Annotated in this window: 13 protein-coding genes; 5 read left to right on the forward strand and 8 right to left on the reverse strand. The window is 63.8% G+C overall.

What is annotated here, in order from left to right:
• Positions 1-19: 19 nt before the first annotated feature.
• Genes siaA through siaD form a run of 4 tightly spaced genes read left to right on the forward strand, consistent with a single transcriptional unit; the run spans position 20 to position 3815 of the window.
• A complete protein-coding gene (gene siaA, locus AC2VNO_RS09980) occupies positions 20-2104 on the forward strand; it encodes a biofilm regulation protein phosphatase SiaA (RefSeq protein ID WP_486933991.1) in 2085 nt (694 codons plus the stop codon).
• Positions 2104-2634 carry a biofilm regulation protein kinase SiaB gene (gene siaB / locus AC2VNO_RS09985; RefSeq protein WP_486933992.1) on the forward strand — a complete coding sequence of 177 codons (531 nt, stop codon included), beginning with the start codon at positions 2104-2106 and terminating at the stop codon, positions 2632-2634. Before siaA ends, siaB begins: the two co-directional genes overlap by 1 nt.
• An 18-nt stretch (positions 2635-2652) precedes the next feature.
• Positions 2653-3042, forward strand: coding sequence for a biofilm regulation phosphoprotein SiaC (gene siaC, locus AC2VNO_RS09990; RefSeq protein WP_486933993.1), 390 nt, complete (start codon positions 2653-2655; stop codon positions 3040-3042).
• Positions 3039-3815, forward strand: coding sequence for a biofilm regulation diguanylate cyclase SiaD (gene siaD, locus AC2VNO_RS09995; protein ID WP_486933994.1), 777 nt, complete (start codon positions 3039-3041; stop codon positions 3813-3815). Before siaC ends, siaD begins: the two co-directional genes overlap by 4 nt.
• Positions 3816-3822: 7 nt before the next feature.
• Here the strand turns inward: siaD and AC2VNO_RS10000 are convergent, their stop codons facing one another.
• The 5 genes from AC2VNO_RS10000 to AC2VNO_RS10020 all read right to left on the reverse strand — a co-directional run bounded on the left by AC2VNO_RS10000 (position 3823) and on the right by AC2VNO_RS10020 (position 9713).
• Positions 3823-5073 carry an extracellular catalytic domain type 1 short-chain-length polyhydroxyalkanoate depolymerase gene (locus AC2VNO_RS10000; protein WP_486933995.1) on the reverse strand — a complete coding sequence of 417 codons (1251 nt, stop codon included), beginning with the start codon at positions 5071-5073 and terminating at the stop codon, positions 3823-3825.
• Positions 5074-5096: 23 nt separating this feature from the next.
• Positions 5097-5513 (reverse strand): CopG family transcriptional regulator, encoded by a 417-nt coding sequence (locus tag AC2VNO_RS10005; protein ID WP_486933996.1) that lies wholly within the window; start codon positions 5511-5513, stop codon positions 5097-5099.
• Between the two features lie 187 nt (positions 5514-5700).
• Positions 5701-6567, reverse strand: a complete 867-nt coding sequence (locus tag AC2VNO_RS10010) for an urea carboxylase-associated family protein (protein WP_486933997.1) — start codon at positions 6565-6567, stop codon at positions 5701-5703.
• 72 nt (positions 6568-6639) lie between these two features.
• Positions 6640-7962, reverse strand: coding sequence for an HlyD family type I secretion periplasmic adaptor subunit (locus AC2VNO_RS10015; protein ID WP_486933998.1), 1323 nt, complete (start codon positions 7960-7962; stop codon positions 6640-6642).
• Positions 7959-9713 (reverse strand): type I secretion system permease/ATPase, encoded by a 1755-nt coding sequence (locus AC2VNO_RS10020; protein ID WP_486933999.1) that lies wholly within the window; start codon positions 9711-9713, stop codon positions 7959-7961. Before AC2VNO_RS10020 ends, AC2VNO_RS10015 begins: the two co-directional genes overlap by 4 nt.
• A gap of 402 nt (positions 9714-10115) precedes the next feature.
• Between AC2VNO_RS10020 and AC2VNO_RS10025 the strand changes: the two genes are divergently transcribed.
• Positions 10116-11960 carry a calcium-binding protein gene (locus AC2VNO_RS10025; protein ID WP_486934000.1) on the forward strand — a complete coding sequence of 615 codons (1845 nt, stop codon included), beginning with the start codon at positions 10116-10118 and terminating at the stop codon, positions 11958-11960.
• A gap of 77 nt (positions 11961-12037) precedes the next feature.
• On the opposite strand, the gene sucD is transcribed toward AC2VNO_RS10025, so the two are convergent.
• From sucD to lpdA, 3 genes are all read right to left on the reverse strand, one after another.
• Positions 12038-12910 carry a succinate--CoA ligase subunit alpha gene (gene sucD / locus AC2VNO_RS10030; RefSeq protein WP_228579472.1) on the reverse strand — a complete coding sequence of 291 codons (873 nt, stop codon included), beginning with the start codon at positions 12908-12910 and terminating at the stop codon, positions 12038-12040.
• Positions 12910-14076, reverse strand: a complete 1167-nt coding sequence (gene sucC / locus AC2VNO_RS10035) for an ADP-forming succinate--CoA ligase subunit beta (RefSeq protein WP_486934001.1) — start codon at positions 14074-14076, stop codon at positions 12910-12912. The genes sucD and sucC overlap by 1 nt, the downstream gene beginning before the upstream one ends.
• A gap of 163 nt (positions 14077-14239) precedes the next feature.
• Positions 14240-15676, reverse strand: coding sequence for a dihydrolipoyl dehydrogenase (gene lpdA / locus AC2VNO_RS10040; RefSeq protein ID WP_486934002.1), 1437 nt, complete (start codon positions 15674-15676; stop codon positions 14240-14242).
• Between the last annotated feature and the right edge of the window lie 31 nt (positions 15677-15707).

Raw genomic sequence — 15707 nt, forward strand, 5'->3', positions numbered from 1 at the left:
CGAAGCGGGGCTTCATACCATGGCCGCACGATGGGGTTTGCGTGGCAAGTCGATCGCGACCTTGCTACTCGCCTGTCTTCTCGCGTTGATCCCCGCCGCCCTGCTGGGTTGGAAAGCAGTGGACGACGTACGGCGTCACTTCGCCAACGCCTATGCCGAGAACTATACCCTTCTGCACATGCAGAAGATTCACGCGCCCATTTCGCGCGAATTGGCCCTGGCTCAGCGCTTCGCCGACAACCTGGCACTCAAGCAGTGGCTGGCCAATGAGAGTGACCCGCAGCTGCGAGCACGCACCTTTCAGGAAGCCGAAGGCTTCCGCCAGGACTTCGCCGATGGCTCGTACTTCATCATTGCCGACGCCAGCGGCGACTACTATTACGTCAGCGCCGACGATGCGAACGCCACCCCTTCACCGCGCTATCGCCTGGATGCGGCCCAGCCCAACGACGCTTGGTATTTTCAGGTCCGCCAGAGTCGCGAGCCCTACAATCTCAATGTCAACGTCGACCATGAGCTAGAGGTGACCAAGGTATGGCTCAACGTGCTGGTACGCGATGGCGATACGCTGCTGGGCCTGGCCGGGACCGGCTTCGAACTCGGCGACTTCCTCAATGCCTTCATGCGCGACGAAGCCGAGGGCCTGACGCCGATGATCGTCGACCGTCAAGGCGCCCTGCAGGCTCACCCTTCACTGGAGCGCATTGCATTCGGTTCCGGGGCGGGGGAAGCCGACGGCGAGCGAAATATTCATGCCCTGCTCGGCAGCGACGAACAGCGCGATGCACTCGCGGCCGCCATGCAGGCGGCCAACGGCAAGCCTGACGACATCCAGACGCTATGGGCCACCCTGGAAGGACGTGAACGTCTGCTCTCGGTCGGCTATATCCCAGAGCTAGACTGGTATCTGATCAGCGCACTCGATCTCGGTGTAGCGCAGATCCTCGACCGCCGCTGGCTATGGCCGGTGATTCTGGCTGCGTTGCTGATCATCGGCACTCTCCTGGCCATCATAGCCCTGGCCACCGAGCGCCTGATCCTGGCGCCGCTGCACCGTTTCAAGCTGTCGGCCCAGGCCATTGCCGCCGGCCACTACGATTCGCCCCTGCCGACGTCGCGCCGGGATGAGATCGGCGAGCTGTCCAAAGCGTTTTCGCACATGGCCAATCAGGTACAGCGCCACACGCGCGAACTCGAAGACAAGGTGCGAGAACGCACACAGGCGCTGGAGCTGGCCAATGCAGAAATGGCCGCTACTCAGCAAAAGCTCAACGACTCCATCGACTATGCCAGCTTCATTCAGCGCGCCATCCTTCCCGACCGGCAGCTCGGGCTGCATCTCGAACATCATCACGGCGTCCTGTGGAAGCCACGCGACACGGTGGGCGGAGATTTCTATCTCTTCCGTCCCGGCCAGGGCGGCTATCTGTTCGGCGTGGTGGACTGCGCCGGCCATGGCGTGCCTGGCTCGCTGATGACCATGCTGGCCAGAGCCATTCTCGACCATGCCATTCTCAAGTCAGGGCCTGAAGATCCGGCCGCATTGCTCAACGAAACCGATCGCCAGAGTCGTGACGTGCTGCGCACCGACGCGCTGCCCGCCTCCGTCGCTACGAACATGGATGTCGGCCTGGCCTGGGTAGACCTCGAGGCGCGAACTATCACGTTCGCCGGCGCCAAGATCGACCTGTACGCCACCAATGGTAGCGACATGACGCACCTGACCGGCGGCAAACGAGCGCTGGGGCACAAGCGCCCCATCGAGTACGACAACCAGACGGCCACCCTGCAGCCCGGCTGGACCTACACCCTGTGTACCGATGGCTTCTTCGACCAGGCCGGCGGCAGCCACGGGTTCGGTTTCGGCAATTCCCGCTTCGAGTCACTGCTCAAGCGCCATGCACAACGCCCGCTCGATGAACAGGTTGCCGCCTTCGAACGCGAACTGCTGGCCTATCAGGGTGACCTGCCGCAGCGCGACGATGTCACTCTGCTGAGCTTCCGTTTCACCGAGCTCGACCGGACGCGATCCGGAGTGCCCCTTGCCCCCCTCTCTGCCCGGCTTCCGCTCATGGCAGCTGACACATCGCCCGAGGAAACGTGATGGACCTGTTAAGCCTGCGCGAGAGCTACCTCGACCAGCGCATCATGCTGTGTTTCAACGGACCGATTTCCCGCAGTTTGATCGAGGAAATCGGTAACGCCCTGCGCAACTATCTCAACTCGGAGCAGACCGCCCCCTCCTCCGCCATGGATGTGTTTTCCGCCTACATCGAGATGACACAGAACATTCGCCACTACGCCACACGTCACGGCTACGATGAAGTCACGGCATCGGCCACTGTGGCGGTAGCCAAGGACGAAGCTGGGCACTATCTGGTTTCCGCCGGCAATCTCGTCGAATACGAAGACGGTGAACGCCTGGTGCTGGCCATCGAAGCGCTGGCCTCACTCGACAAGCAAGAGCTGAAGAAGGCCTACAAGCAACAGCTGCGCATGCCGCGTGAGAGCGGCAGCTCCGGAGCTGGCCTGGGGCTGCTCGACATTGCGCGCAAGTCGAGCGAACCGATGCAGGCCTCGCTGAAACCACTGCCCGATGGCCGCGGCTTCTTCAGTCTCACCGCCGTCATCTGACCCTGCCGAGAGAACCACATGATCATCGACCTCAGCATTCCGGGCAGCCAGTCGACTCCCACCATATCCAGTGACTGGCAGGCCGGTCTTCTCAGCATGCAAGGCGACTCCTACCCGGAGAACTCCTTTGAACTCTTCGACCAAGTCATCGGCTGGGTCCAGCGCTTCCTTGCCAGCGAGTCACGCCCTCTGACGCTGGACCTGTCGCTGGTCTATCTCAACACCAGCTCGGTCAAGGCGATGATGGACATCTTCGATCTGCTCGAGGAAGCTCATGGCGAGGGACGCGACATAAGCGTCACCTGGCACTACGATCCGCGCAACGAGCGGATCGCCGACCTGGCGGAAGAGTTTCGCGAAGACTGCTCGTTTCCCTTCAGTATCTCACCGACCCAGGCCACGCCATGAACCGCGCAGCCGCCCACCTACTCAGTCAGGTCGAATCGCTGCTTGCGGACCCCGCCCATACGGGACACCCGCTGGAGGCCGCGCTGAGGCAGCTGTATGAACACCATTTGGTAGAGATGCAGCGTCTGGAACGCATGGTGGCCATATCGGATCAGTATCAGCGCTATATGCGTGAGGACGAACTGATCGCCAGGCGCCAGTACCTCAAAGCACTGCGGCGCCAGGAAAAGCTCTCGCGCATTTCCGACGGCTATCAGCGCCTGGTCCGCGATCACAACCTGGCGCTGAAGCTCGATTCGACCCACGACCAGCTTACTGGCCTGCCCAACCGGCGGTTGCTCGACGAACGCTTGCCATCGATGGCCGCGCAGCGACGCTATACCCTGGCCATGCTCGACATCGATCACTTCAAGTCGATCAACGACCTCCATGGCCATGAAGTGGGCGACAAGGTGCTGGTGGCAATCGCCGAGGCGATTCGTCAGGAGCTGCGCGACTACGACCTCTGTGCACGCTGGGGCGGTGAGGAGTTCCTGCTACTGCTGGCCAACACCCAACTAGTGGACGCCCAGGCCATCGTCGACAGACTTCGACAGAGCCTAGCCAGCATGCCTATTGCCGTCAATGACGCTACCCTCTACATCACCGCCAGCGCCGGGTTGAGCGAGTACCGGGAAGGCGAGGACCTGCTGGAACAGACGCTGCTGCGCGCTGACCACGCCCTGCTCGAGGCCAAGCGCAACGGCCGCGACCGCAGCTGCGTCGCGGCCTGACCCACCCTCAGGGCGTACTGCGCCCTGCGTGGGCCGCGGGTCGGGCCTGGGATTGAAAGAAACGCAGCATCTCCTTGGTCGCATCGGGCCCCTTGGGATCCGTGTGCGAACCGCGAGGATCGCCACCCGCCCAGGCATGGCCGGCAGTATGGATTACCCACTGCTCGAGGCGTGGATGCCCCTCCGCATCGTGATGGCGGGTGCACGTATAGGCATGGCCATTGGGTTCCTGCCCCCGCGCCACCGTCGTCTCGACTCCACCCTCAGCTCCGTTTGCCCCCTTCCCGGCCGCATACTGCGCGACAACACGATCCGCATTGCTGGGATGCACGGTCGTGTCACGGTCGCCATGGAAGATGATGGCCGGCACCTGGGACGCCCACGCACTGCCTTGCTTCGAGCCACCGCCACCGAGGGGGCCCGTACCACCCTGCATCACCCCCAAGGCATCGGGAATACTCCGGGCTACGCCGTGGGGGAGTCCGGAATGCACGCCTACCGCCGCATAGAGGTCGGGATAGGTCATTGCCAGTGTCGTTGCCATGGCACCACCGGCCGATAATCCTGCGACATAGACCCGACTCGCATCGAGCCCGTACGCCTCGATTATCTGACGGGTCATCCCGGCAAGAATCGCCGGCTCCCCGCCCTCGCGCTGCTGGTCTTCGGGTTTGAACCAGTTCCAGCACTTCGAACTGTTGGCGGTCATCGGCTGGGCCGGATAGAGCACGCAAAACAGCTGCTCTTCGGCCAGCCGGTTCATCCGGGTACCGGTAGCGAAGTCATCCGGGTTCTGGGTACAGCCATGTAGCATGACCACCAGCGGCAGTGCCTGGCCGTGATAGCCGCTGGGCAAGTACAGTTTGTAATCGCGGGTGCCGGCTGCATTGGTATAACTCCCTGCGGAAAAGGCGCCGGGCTCCGCCGACTCGCAGGGGCGTGCCTGCTCGGGCTGAGCCATGGACTCACGCAGCTGGCGCCACGTGGCGTGCCATGCGCTAGACCGCCCGACGTCTCCACCCGGATTTGGCCAGGCGGTCGTCTTACGGGCTTGGCGAAACACCGACTCGGCAGATGCCGGTCGTGCTGCCGACTCCTCTTCGTCAATGACCTGACAGCTCCCCTCGAAGGTATCGCCGGCAAAGTGAGGCTCACCTGGCGTGGCGCCCTGAAGAACGGCCATGGCCTCGTGCAGCTTCCCATCGCGGGTGAGCCGTGTCGCCTCTTCCATTCGTCGCGTCATCGTCGCATCGATCATCGTCAACATCCCTATCGTGTGATTCAGTGAATTCTATCCGCCAGGGCAGCCTTGACCGCCGCACTGGCATGTAGAGCGCCCAACACGACCACCGATTCGATGGTGGCTCGGGCAAGCTCCGGCGTGACGTCATCGGCAATGCTGGCCATCCCCAGAACCTGAATCTGCAGCGTCTCCCCCGCCGACTGAAGGGCTTCCAGATCCGTGCGGCTGTAATGCTCGAGCCCCAGCACGAAGGCCTTCCGAGTCACCGTTTCCCTGACGACCTCGGCGTGGCTCGCCAATTGATTGCGAATTGCCGTGCGAATCAGATCGGTGCGATTGGAATAGAACCCTTCCTGCACCAGCAGATCGATTTGACCCAGGTCGACAACCCCCAGGTTGATGGTGATCTTCTCACTGGTGTCACCGCTCTTGCGGCGCAGCTCATGCACGCTCATACGTTATGCCTCGTTGCTCTTTCACAAGCCGTCTCCGGCTGAATACATCCTGATGGAATCCACACACCATCCACATGGATGGTATAGTAGGCTCATCCACGGGGATGTCAACGCGCAGGCAAAAGAAAACCCGCCTGGCCGGCGGGTCGTCATCGAGATAGGGACTACGTGAACGGGACTACGTGGCCTAGAATCCGCGACGGCGTTTTTCAAGCGTCCAGTCGATGGCAGCCCCACGCAGGCCATGGCCGCCCTGATAGGGCGCGTATTCCGGCGGCTGCCAGCCCTCGAGCAGGGCCTCATCGAGACGAAACACTTCCACTCCGATGGGATGGCAGGTCGCCAACGGATCCCGTGCGTTCGGGCCCCATAGATCCACCGAAAGGTCACCGCCGGGGCAGCATGACAGCGCGCACAGCAGGTCGATCTCGGCGAAAAACTCAAGATAGTCGCCTTCCCGCGCCGGGCACGCCTTCATGAAGTACTGGTCGTCCTCGTTGAGCCCGGTGCACTGGAACACATTGAGCACGTCATGCACGTCGAACTCGGTGAGGCCATGCGGCAGCACGGCGCGCACCAGGTTGGAGTGGCAGTGATGATCGAAGTCTTCACCGGTGAGCAGACGATTGACGTAGGGATCGCAGCGGGTTCCAAGCAAGTCATGTATCCGCCCGCCCTGCTCGTCCACGCCATAGCCGGCCAGGGTGTCGTCGACGATGGTCGCCATGGGGCGCAGATAGGGCAACGTCGACCAGAGCCGATCGAAGGTGGAGACATGAGCGCGCTGCAGCTGCCGGGTACGCGAGGCCCAGAAGCGCTCGCGGGGATTGTGCAGGCTCCATAGATTGAGATCGCCTACCTGGGGACCTTCCAGGGTAGAAAGGCGCACCACATGGCCAGCAGGGACCTTCCAGGCTCGCCCCTCGCGTATCGGCACCACCAGCGAGTCGACGTGCGTCCTCGCTGCGGGATCGGTCAGCCGCGAATAGAACGTTGTGTCGACATCGAGGACGGATCCTCGCGTCGCCTGATAGGCGGCGGGTACCTTGTTCATCGTCGTTCTCCAAGCTCGTTCGCCCTCAGCCTAGCCGATAGCGCGCCACCTCACGTCAACGCAGCCGAACGGCTAGCCGCGCATGGCCCGGGCCAGGACGTCGCTGAAAGGCTCGAGCAGGTAGCTGGCAAAGGTACGCTCGCCGGTATGGATCATCACCTCGGCCGGCATGCCCGCCACCAGTCGCATCTCCTCGGGCAGCCGCGTATCGTCCACGGCAATGCGTGCCAGGTAGTAGTCGCTGCCCGTGGTCTCGTCCACCAGGCTATCGGCGGAGAGATGAACGAGTTCACCTTCCACGGCATGGCTCGAGCGCTGGTCGAAGGCAGTGAAGCGGATGCGCGCCGTCTGCCCGGGATGCAGGCTGTCGATCTCGTTGACCGGAATGCGTGCCTCGACCACGAACCCTTCGTCTGCCGGCACGATGTCCAGTACCGCATCGCCCGGATCGATCACCGCACCGCTGCTGTGCAGGCGCAGGTCGACGACGCTGCCCGCCACCGGCGCTCGCACGGCGGTACGCCGCACCTCGTCCTCGAGCGCGGTGATGCGCTCCTCCGCGTCGGCGATCTGCGCCTGCACGTCCCGCAGCCGCTCGCCGGTCTCCTGCTGGAACTCCTGACGCAGTATCTGCCGCTGCAGACGGTTCTCGCTGATCTGCGCGTCGATGCTCGCGGCATTCGACTCCTGCTGAGCCGTCTCCCCTTCCAGCTCGAGGAGGTCACGCTCCAGCTCACGCAGACGCTGTCGGTCACCGTGGCCACGCTCGAACAGGCTGCGCAGATCGTCCGCTTCTTCATCCAGCGAGGCAATTCGTTGCCGGCTGACCTCGATCAGCGTTTCCAAGCCCTCGCGCTGCTCACGATACTGATAGGCCTGCTGTGCGAGGGTAGCCAAGGTGCCGTCGAGCATCTGCCCTCGGGCGAAGAACAGCCCCTGCTGCACCGCCAGCGCTTCGCGCACACGACGCGACTGGCTGTCGCGCAGCTCGGCAGGAAAGGTTAGCGTCTCGCTCCCGGCCAGCTCGGCCGACAGCCGCACTTCACTGGCACGGTTGAGCAGGTACTGGTTACGCGCCAGCTGAAGCTGCGAACGCGCCCGGGTGTCGTCGAGCACCACCAGGACCTCGCCCGCCTCGACGCGATCGCCATCGGCCACCCGGATCTCGCTGACGATGCCGCCTTCGTAGTGCTGCACCGAGCGCGTGGACGAAGCCGCCGCCACCTTGCCCGATGCCACGACCCCCACCGCCAGATTGGCTGCCACCGCCCAGCCACCGAAGCCGCCGAAGGCAATCAGCAGCACCAGCAGGCCGATGCGCTGCCAGGGGCGAGGATCGACGGGCGGTGCCGACGTGGTCGCGGCAGGCGGCGTCGGTTCCTGCGGATAGATCATGTCCCCGCCTCGCGCGCCGTTCGACGGGTCGGCGAGGGCCGACTCGACGGTCGTGCCGAGGCGTCGCGCCTGCTCGCGGCGGCTTCCAGCCGGGCCAACACTTCATCACGGGCTCCACGCAGACGCAGGCGACCCTCGTCAAGTACCAGCAGCGTATCGACGCTTGCCAGTACGCTGCGCCGATGGGTGATCACGAACAGGGTGACACCATCCCGCTTGAGGCGTTCCAGCGCCGCCATCAGCGCCCGCTCACCGGCATCGTCGAGATTGGCATTGGGCTCGTCGAGCACCACCAGCACCGGGGCGCCATACAGCGCCCGGGCCAGGGCCACCCGTTGACGCTGCCCACGCGACAGCATGACGCCGGAACGGCCGAGTCGGGTCTCATAGCCCGCCGGCAGACGCAGGATCATGTCGTGCACGCCAGCCTTGCGCGCTGCCTCGACCACCTGCTCAGGGCACGGCTCGCCGAAGCGGGCGATGTTCTCGCTGACCGTGCCGTCGAAAAGCTCGATCTCCTGGGGCAGGTAGCCCAGGAAGGGGCCCAAGGCGGCGCGATCCCACTGCTCGAAGCTGGCTCCATCGAGGCGTATCGTCCCCCGCTCCGGCGTCTGGGCGCCGGCCAGCAGACGGGCCAGACTGCTCTTGCCGGCCGCGCTCGGCCCGACGATGCCGACGTGTTCGCCGGGCTCGGCGCGAAAGGCGATGTCTTCGAGCACGGCCCGGTCTGACCCCGGCGCCAGCAGCGTGGCCGACTCGGCCGCCACCTCCCCTCGAGGGGCGGGCAGCGCCAGGCGCTGCCGTTCGACGGGCATCTCCCCAAGCAGAGTCGCCAACCGCCGATAGGCGTCGCGGGCGCTCACCAACCCCCGCCAGCCGCCGATCATGCCGTCGATGGGCGCCAGGGCGCGGGCCAGAACGATAGAAGCCGCAATCATGACACCCGGCGTGATACGCCCTTCGAGTACCAGCAGCGCCCCCAGGCCGAGGATCAGCGACTGGAAAGTCAGGCGCAGGGTCCTGGCGAGTTGGGTCAGGCCGCTGGCCCGGTCGCTCGCGCGAGACTGCAAGACGAGGGCGGCTCGATGTCTGGCCAGCCAGCGCTGCCGCAGCGTCGGCAGCATGCCCAGCGAGCGGGCGACTTCGGCACCGTTCAGGCTGTCCGCGACCTGCTCGCGCGCCTCGCGATAGCGTTCTCCCGCGTCCCGCATGAGCCCCCGGGTCAGTTTTTCATTGGTCAGTGTCAGGCCGAGCAGCACCAGCCCTGCCAGGCTGGCGAAAACGCCGAGCCAGGGGTCGAAGAGAAACAGCAGGGCCAGATAGAGCGGGACCCAGGGGGCATCGAAGAAGGCGAAGAGCGCATTGCCGGAAACGAACTGGCGCAGCGTGCGCAGGTCATCCAGCGGTTGCACCGAGGTACGTCCCTCGCCTGCGAGTTGCCGGTCGAACACGGCTCGATGCAAGCGTTCCCCCAGCCGAGCATCGAGACGGTTGCCGATACGCACCAGCAGGCGTGACCGCACCACATCGAGAAAGCCCATGACCGCCATCAGGAATAGAACGACCAGGGTAAGCAGCAGCAGCGTCTCGCGGCTGCCGGTGGTAATGACCCGGTCGTATACCTGCAGCATGTAGAGCGCCGGCACCAGCATCAGGGCATTGACGAAAAGGCTGAAGCCGAGCACCCACAGCAGAGTCGGCCGGCACTGGCGCAGCGCTCTCGCGAGATCGTCGACGGTCTCGGAGGCCATGGCTTGCATCCCTCCCGCAGAGATACTCCTGCTCGCACTCGTGGCACGCGAGCGGCGGTATGAAGGCTTGAAGCGGGGCAGCCTAACAGAGCCGCAACGAAGCGATGACTACGGAATGATGGTTTTCGTTACGATGGGTCTTGTTATGTTGCTCTCCCCTGTCAGCGCCTCTCTTCATCACCAAAGCCATCCGCCTCAACCATCGTGCCTCGATGAATTTTCCTAGGCGAAATTAAGCGTTACAAAGCCGGCACGGCTGTCCGATTTCCACCCGTTCGACGTGGCGACCGCCTGTTTTTCTCGCCGCTCAGCGTTTAGCATCTCGCCGCCCGTCACATCGCAAGCCTCGCCAACCGAGCCTCGAAGCCGAGTCTCGATACAACGTTCACGAGGAGAGACGACATGTCCGTGTTAACGGCTGGCCCTTCCACGACGGCAGCGGCCCTGCAGACCCTGATCGATGACGCGCCGAGCGGTGCCACCATCGAGCTCTCGACGGGTGATTACAGGCTCGACGGCCCTCTGACCATCGACCGTTCCGACCTCACCCTCACCGGAGCCGGCTCCGACGCCACCCGCCTGACTTTCACCCGCAGCGCCCTGGATCAGGGCCATGCCATCAAGCTGGACGGCACCGCCGACAGCCTTGATCTTGGCACCCTCGATGCCGCCGCACGGCAGGGTGAGACGAGCATCGCCATCGACGCGGAGCTGGAAGTGGGCGATACCCTGCGCCTGTGGCAGGACAATGACAGCGCCTTTCTCGATGAAATAGGCGACAGCGCGTGGCGCAAGCAGGAGCATGCGGAGCTGCGCACCAGCATGGCCAAGGTCACGGCAGTGGAAGAGGGACGAGTCAGCCTGGACCGTGGGGTACATTTCGATTTCGAAGCGGGCAAGACTCAGGTGGAAAGAGTGGCCAGCGTCGATGACGTTGCCCTGTCGGGGTTCGGCATCGATTTCGATATCGGCACTCCCGACGATGCAAGCTTCCAGAATACCGAGAGCGAGCTGACGGGCTTCAAAGGCGTATATCTCGATGGCACCACCGGCTCGCAGCTCCACGATATCGACGTCAAGAATGGCCCATCCACCGCCTTTCATGTCTCGCGCTCAGTGGATGCCGACGTTACCGACATCTCCGCCGAAGGCGCTCTCAACAAAGGCAGCGGTGGCAACGGCTATGCCTTCGAGCTGCGCGAAAGCTACGACGGCACCTTCACCGGCCTGGAGGACAGCGGCATGCGGCATGGCCTGGTGTTCGCCTCCTGGCGCTCCTCCGTCGACAACGACGTCGAGATCGCCCGTACCGATCGCGACGTCAACTTCCACGGTGGACGCGACCACGGCAATCAGGTGCGGGTCGAACGCTCGCTGCGCGACCCGGAAAGCGACGGTCTGTCACCGACCCTTTGGGTCAACGAGGAGGGAGAAGCATTCGGCGCCCCCACCGACCCGGACGCCAACCAGGTCCGTTTCGACTATGTCATCGGTTCCCGCCGCGACGACGTGATTCGCGGCAGCGACGATGGGGTCTACCTCAACGGCGGCCTGGGTGACGATACCTTGATCGGCGGCGCCGGCAACGACATCCTGCAAAGCGGCCCTGGCGACGACTGGAACGATGGCGCAGACGTCCTGATCGGCGGCGGCGGTACCAACACCGCCCGCTATACGAGCGACTTCGACGCTTACCGCATCGACTTCGCCGACGACGCGGTACGCATCCGCGACGACAAGGGCACCGACGATACCCTCATCGACATGCAGTATGCCGTGTTCGGTGAAGGCACCACGCTGCACTTGGCCTCACGCAGCCTGTTCGACGCCGAGCCGATGCCCGTTCCCGACGAACGGGAAGTGCTGGCGAGTGACGATGGCCTGCTGCCGCCGTTGATCGACGATACGGCCGAGCTGGTCGTGACCGGCAATACGCTCAGACAATGGCAGGGGGGCCATAGCGCTGAAATCTTCGTCGAGAACGTAACCCAGGAGACGCTGGCGCTGCCCGATCTCCGTTTCGAGCTGGACGACGAGCTGGACACGCTATGGAACGGCGAATTCAGCCGTGAGGGCGAAACCTATCGGGTCGGCGACTCGCGCGAGCTGGCGCCGGGCGAGGCCTGGCGCTTCGCCTACCGGGCCCAGGGCAACGACAAACAACTGCCGCAGGCCATGGAAGCCGACGATTTCGAGCTTCAGCTGCTGGGTATGGATGCCCCACGCTTCGACGAGGCACTGGCCTGACGGCTAGCGGACGATGAGAGAAAAAAGGGGCGCCTCGATGAGGCGCCCCGTGTGGCCAACCGCTGATGAAGCCAGGCTTACCAGCCGGTCACGTCCTTCAGCGCATCGCCGATCTCGGCCAGGGAGCGAACGGTACGCACGCCAGCGTCTTCCAGCGCAGCGAACTTCTCGTCAGCGGTACCCTTGCCACCGGAGATGATCGCACCGGCGTGGCCCATGCGCTTGCCCGGAGGCGCGGTGACGCCGGCGATGTAGGAAACCACCGGCTTGGTCACGTTGGCCTTGATGTAGGCAGCCGCTTCTTCTTCCGCGGTCCCGCCGATCTCGCCGATCATTACGATCGCTTCGGTCTTGGGGTCCTTCTCGAACATCTCGAGGATGTCGATGAAGTTGGAGCCCGGGATCGGGTCGCCGCCGATGCCCACGCAGGTCGACTGGCCGAAGCCGTGGTCGGTGGTCTGCTTGACGGCTTCATAGGTCAGGGTGCCGGAGCGCGACACGATACCGACACGGCCCGGCTTGTGGATATGACCCGGCATGATGCCGATCTTGCACTCGCCCGGCGTGATCACGCCCGGACAGTTCGGGCCGATCAGGCGTACGCCCAGCTCGTCGCACTTGACCTTGACGTCGAGCATGTCCAGGGTCGGGATGCCTTCGGTGATGCACACGATCAGCTTGATGCCGGCATTGGCGGCTTCGAGGATCGAGTCCTTGCAGAAGGCCGCCGGAACGTAGATCACGCTGGCCTCGGCACCGGTCTTCTCGACCGCTTCCTTGACGGTATTGAACACCGGCAGGCCCAGGTGCTCCTGGCCGCCCTTGCCCGGGGTCACGCCGCCGACCATCTTGGTGCCGTAGGCGATCGCCTGCTCGGAATGGAAGGTCCCCTGGCCGCCGGTGAAGCCCTGGCAGATGACCTTGGTGTTCTTGTCGATCAGGATGCTCATTACTTGCCCTCCGCTGCCTTGACGACCTGCTGAGCCGCATCGGTCAGACTGGTAGCAGCGATGATGTTCAGACCGCTGGAAGCCAGTTTCTCGGCGCCCAGCTCGGCGTTGTTACCTTCGAGACGTACCACCACCGGCACGTTGACGCCGACCTGTTCGACCGCCCCGATGATGCCCTCGGCGATCATGTCGCAGCGCACGATACCGCCGAAGATGTTGACCAGTACGGCCTTGACGTTATCGTCGGAGAGGATCAGCTTGAAGGCTTCCGCCACGCGCTCCTTGGTTGCACCGCCACCCACGTCGAGGAAGTTGGCCGGCTTGCCGCCGTTGAGGTTGACGATGTCCATGGTGCCCATGGCCAGACCGGCGCCGTTAACCATGCAGCCGATGTTACCTTCCAGGGCTACGTAGTTGAGTTCCCATGCGGCCGCTTCGGCTTCACGCTCGTCTTCCTGGGACGGGTCGCGCATCGCCTGCAGGTCCGGGTGGCGATACAGCGCATTGCTGTCCAGGCCGAGCTTGGCATCGAGGCAGTGCAGGTTGCCTTGGTCGGTGATCACCAGCGGGTTGATCTCGAGCAGCGCCAGATCCTTCTCGTGGAACAGACGCGACAGGCCCAGGAAGATCTTGGTGAACTGCTTCACCTGGTCGCCTTTCAGACCCAGGGCGAAGGCCAGCTCACGCGCCTGGTACGGCTGCGCACCGACCAGCGGGTCGATCTCGACCTTGAGGATCTTCTCGGGGGTTTCCTCGGCGACCTTCTCGATCTCGACGCCACCCTCGGTGGAGGCCATGAACACGACACGACGCGTGGTGCGGTCGACCACCGCCCCCAGATACAGCTCTTCGGCGATGTCGGTGCAGGTCTCGACCAGAATCTTGGCGACCGGCTGACCCTTCTCGTCGGTCTGGAAGGTCACCAGATTCTTGCCCAGCCACTGCTCGGCAAACGCCTTGGCTTCTTCCGGGCTCTTGATCAGCTTGACACCGCCGGCCTTGCCGCGGCCACCGGCGTGGACCTGAGCCTTGACGACCCACATGTCGCCACCGATCTTCTTGCAGGCTTCAGCCGCTTCCTCGGGGGTATCGACTGCGAAGCCCTTGGAAACCGGCAGACCATAATCAGCAAACAGCTGCTTGCCTTGATACTCGTGAAGGTTCATCGATTCATGCCATTGGTTGCATGTGACTCGAACGGCAACCGCGACACACCGCCTGTGGCGATGCGAGTCGGGTCACCCCCGTTCGCACCCGATACATTGCCGGGCACGACGCGCCATCCCCTGGATGGCGCTCGTTGTTACGTCTACTGCGTGAGCTGGCTTACTAGCGCTTCTTGCGATTGGCCATGTGAATGGCATGGCCGTCCACCGCCAGCGCCGCCTCGTGGATCGCCTCGGCGGTGCTCGGGTGGGCATAGCAGGTGAGAGCCAGGTCTTCGGCGCTGGAACCGAACTCTAGAGCGATGACGCCCTGGGCGATCAGCTCACCGGCGTGCTGGCTGACGATATGCATGCCAAGAATGCGATCGGTTTCGGCATCGGTAATGATCTTGACCATGCCTTCCGGAGCGTTGTTGGCCAGCGCGCGACCGTTGGCAGAGAACGGGAAGGAGCCGGTCTTGATTTCGATACCCTTGGCCTTGGCCTCCTGCTCGTTCAAACCGACCCAGGCCACTTCCGGCGAGGTATAGATCACGCTGGGAATGGCGTCGTAATTCATCTCGGCCTTGTGACCGGCGATGATGTCGGCAACCATTACCCCCTCTTCCGAAGCCTTGTGGGCCAGCATCGGGCCACGTACGCAGTCGCCGATGGCGTAGATGCCCGGCACGCTGGTACGGCACTGATCGTCGACGTGGATGAAACCGCGCTCATCCAGGCCCACCCCAACGTTCTCGTCGACCACACCCTGGGTGTAGGGACGACGGCCGACGCAGACGATCAGCTTGTCGAAGGTCAGCTCCTGGTCGCCGGCGCTGTCGCTGTACTTGACCACGACCTCGTTGCCCTTGACCTCGGAGCCGGTGACGCGGGCGCCAAGCTTGATGTCCAGACCCTGCTTCTTGAGCAGCTTCTGGGTCTCCTTGGCGATGGCGGTATCCACCATCGGCAGGAAGGTGTCCATGGCCTCGAGCACGGTCACCTCGGCGCCCAGACGGCTCCACACGCTGCCCAGCTCGAGACCGATGACGCCGGCCCCGATCACGCCCAGGCGCTTGGGCACTTCGGTGAACTCAAGCGCACCGGTGGACGTGACGACGACGTCCTCATGCAGCGGAGTCGGCGGAATCTCCACCGGCACCGAGCCTGCGGCGATGACGATGTTGTCGGCTTCATAGGTGGTCTTCTCGCCGTCGTGGCCGGTGACCTCGACCTGCTTGGCGCCGGTCACCTTGCCGGTACCGTCGATTGCCGTTACACCGTTGGCCTTGAACAGCGCGCTGATGCCGCCGACGTTCTTGGCGATGACGGAGTTCTTGAACTCCAGCATCTTGGGCACGTTGGGCTTGGGCGCTTCCAGATCGATGCCGATCTCTGCGAAGTGGTCGCGCGCTTCGACGAACTTGTGGGATGTCTCGAGCAGCGCCTTGGAGGGAATGCAGCCCACGTTGAGGCAGGTACCGCCATGCACGGTCTTGCCTTCCTTGTTGACCCATTTCTCGACGCAGGCGGTCTTCAGCCCCATCTGGGCGGCACGGATGGCGGCCACGTAGCCCCCGGGGCCCGCACCGATGACGATCACATCAAATTTGTCGGCCATGTGTTCTTCCTGTTGATCGGTTCGCGTTTGA

The organism is Halomonas sp. TH-94, assembly GCF_057473365.1.

Coding starts and splice junctions, on each gene's coding strand:
- siaC (WP_486933993.1), top strand. CDS start 2,653: ATGATCATCGACCTCAGCATTCCGGGCAGCCAGTCGACTCCCACCATA.
- AC2VNO_RS10015 (WP_486933998.1), bottom strand. CDS start 7,962: ATGATCTATCCGCAGGAACCGACGCCGCCTGCCGCGACCACGTCGGCA.
- siaD (WP_486933994.1), top strand. CDS start 3,039: ATGAACCGCGCAGCCGCCCACCTACTCAGTCAGGTCGAATCGCTGCTT.
- siaB (WP_486933992.1), top strand. CDS start 2,104: ATGGACCTGTTAAGCCTGCGCGAGAGCTACCTCGACCAGCGCATCATG.
- AC2VNO_RS10000 (WP_486933995.1), bottom strand. CDS start 5,073: ATGATCGATGCGACGATGACGCGACGAATGGAAGAGGCGACACGGCTC.
- AC2VNO_RS10025 (WP_486934000.1), top strand. CDS start 10,116: ATGTCCGTGTTAACGGCTGGCCCTTCCACGACGGCAGCGGCCCTGCAG.
- AC2VNO_RS10020 (WP_486933999.1), bottom strand. CDS start 9,713: ATGGCCTCCGAGACCGTCGACGATCTCGCGAGAGCGCTGCGCCAGTGC.
- AC2VNO_RS10010 (WP_486933997.1), bottom strand. CDS start 6,567: ATGAACAAGGTACCCGCCGCCTATCAGGCGACGCGAGGATCCGTCCTC.
- sucD (WP_228579472.1), bottom strand. CDS start 12,910: ATGAGCATCCTGATCGACAAGAACACCAAGGTCATCTGCCAGGGCTTC.
- sucC (WP_486934001.1), bottom strand. CDS start 14,076: ATGAACCTTCACGAGTATCAAGGCAAGCAGCTGTTTGCTGATTATGGT.
- lpdA (WP_486934002.1), bottom strand. CDS start 15,676: ATGGCCGACAAATTTGATGTGATCGTCATCGGTGCGGGCCCCGGGGGC.
- AC2VNO_RS10005 (WP_486933996.1), bottom strand. CDS start 5,513: ATGAGCGTGCATGAGCTGCGCCGCAAGAGCGGTGACACCAGTGAGAAG.
- siaA (WP_486933991.1), top strand. CDS start 20: ATGGCCGCACGATGGGGTTTGCGTGGCAAGTCGATCGCGACCTTGCTA.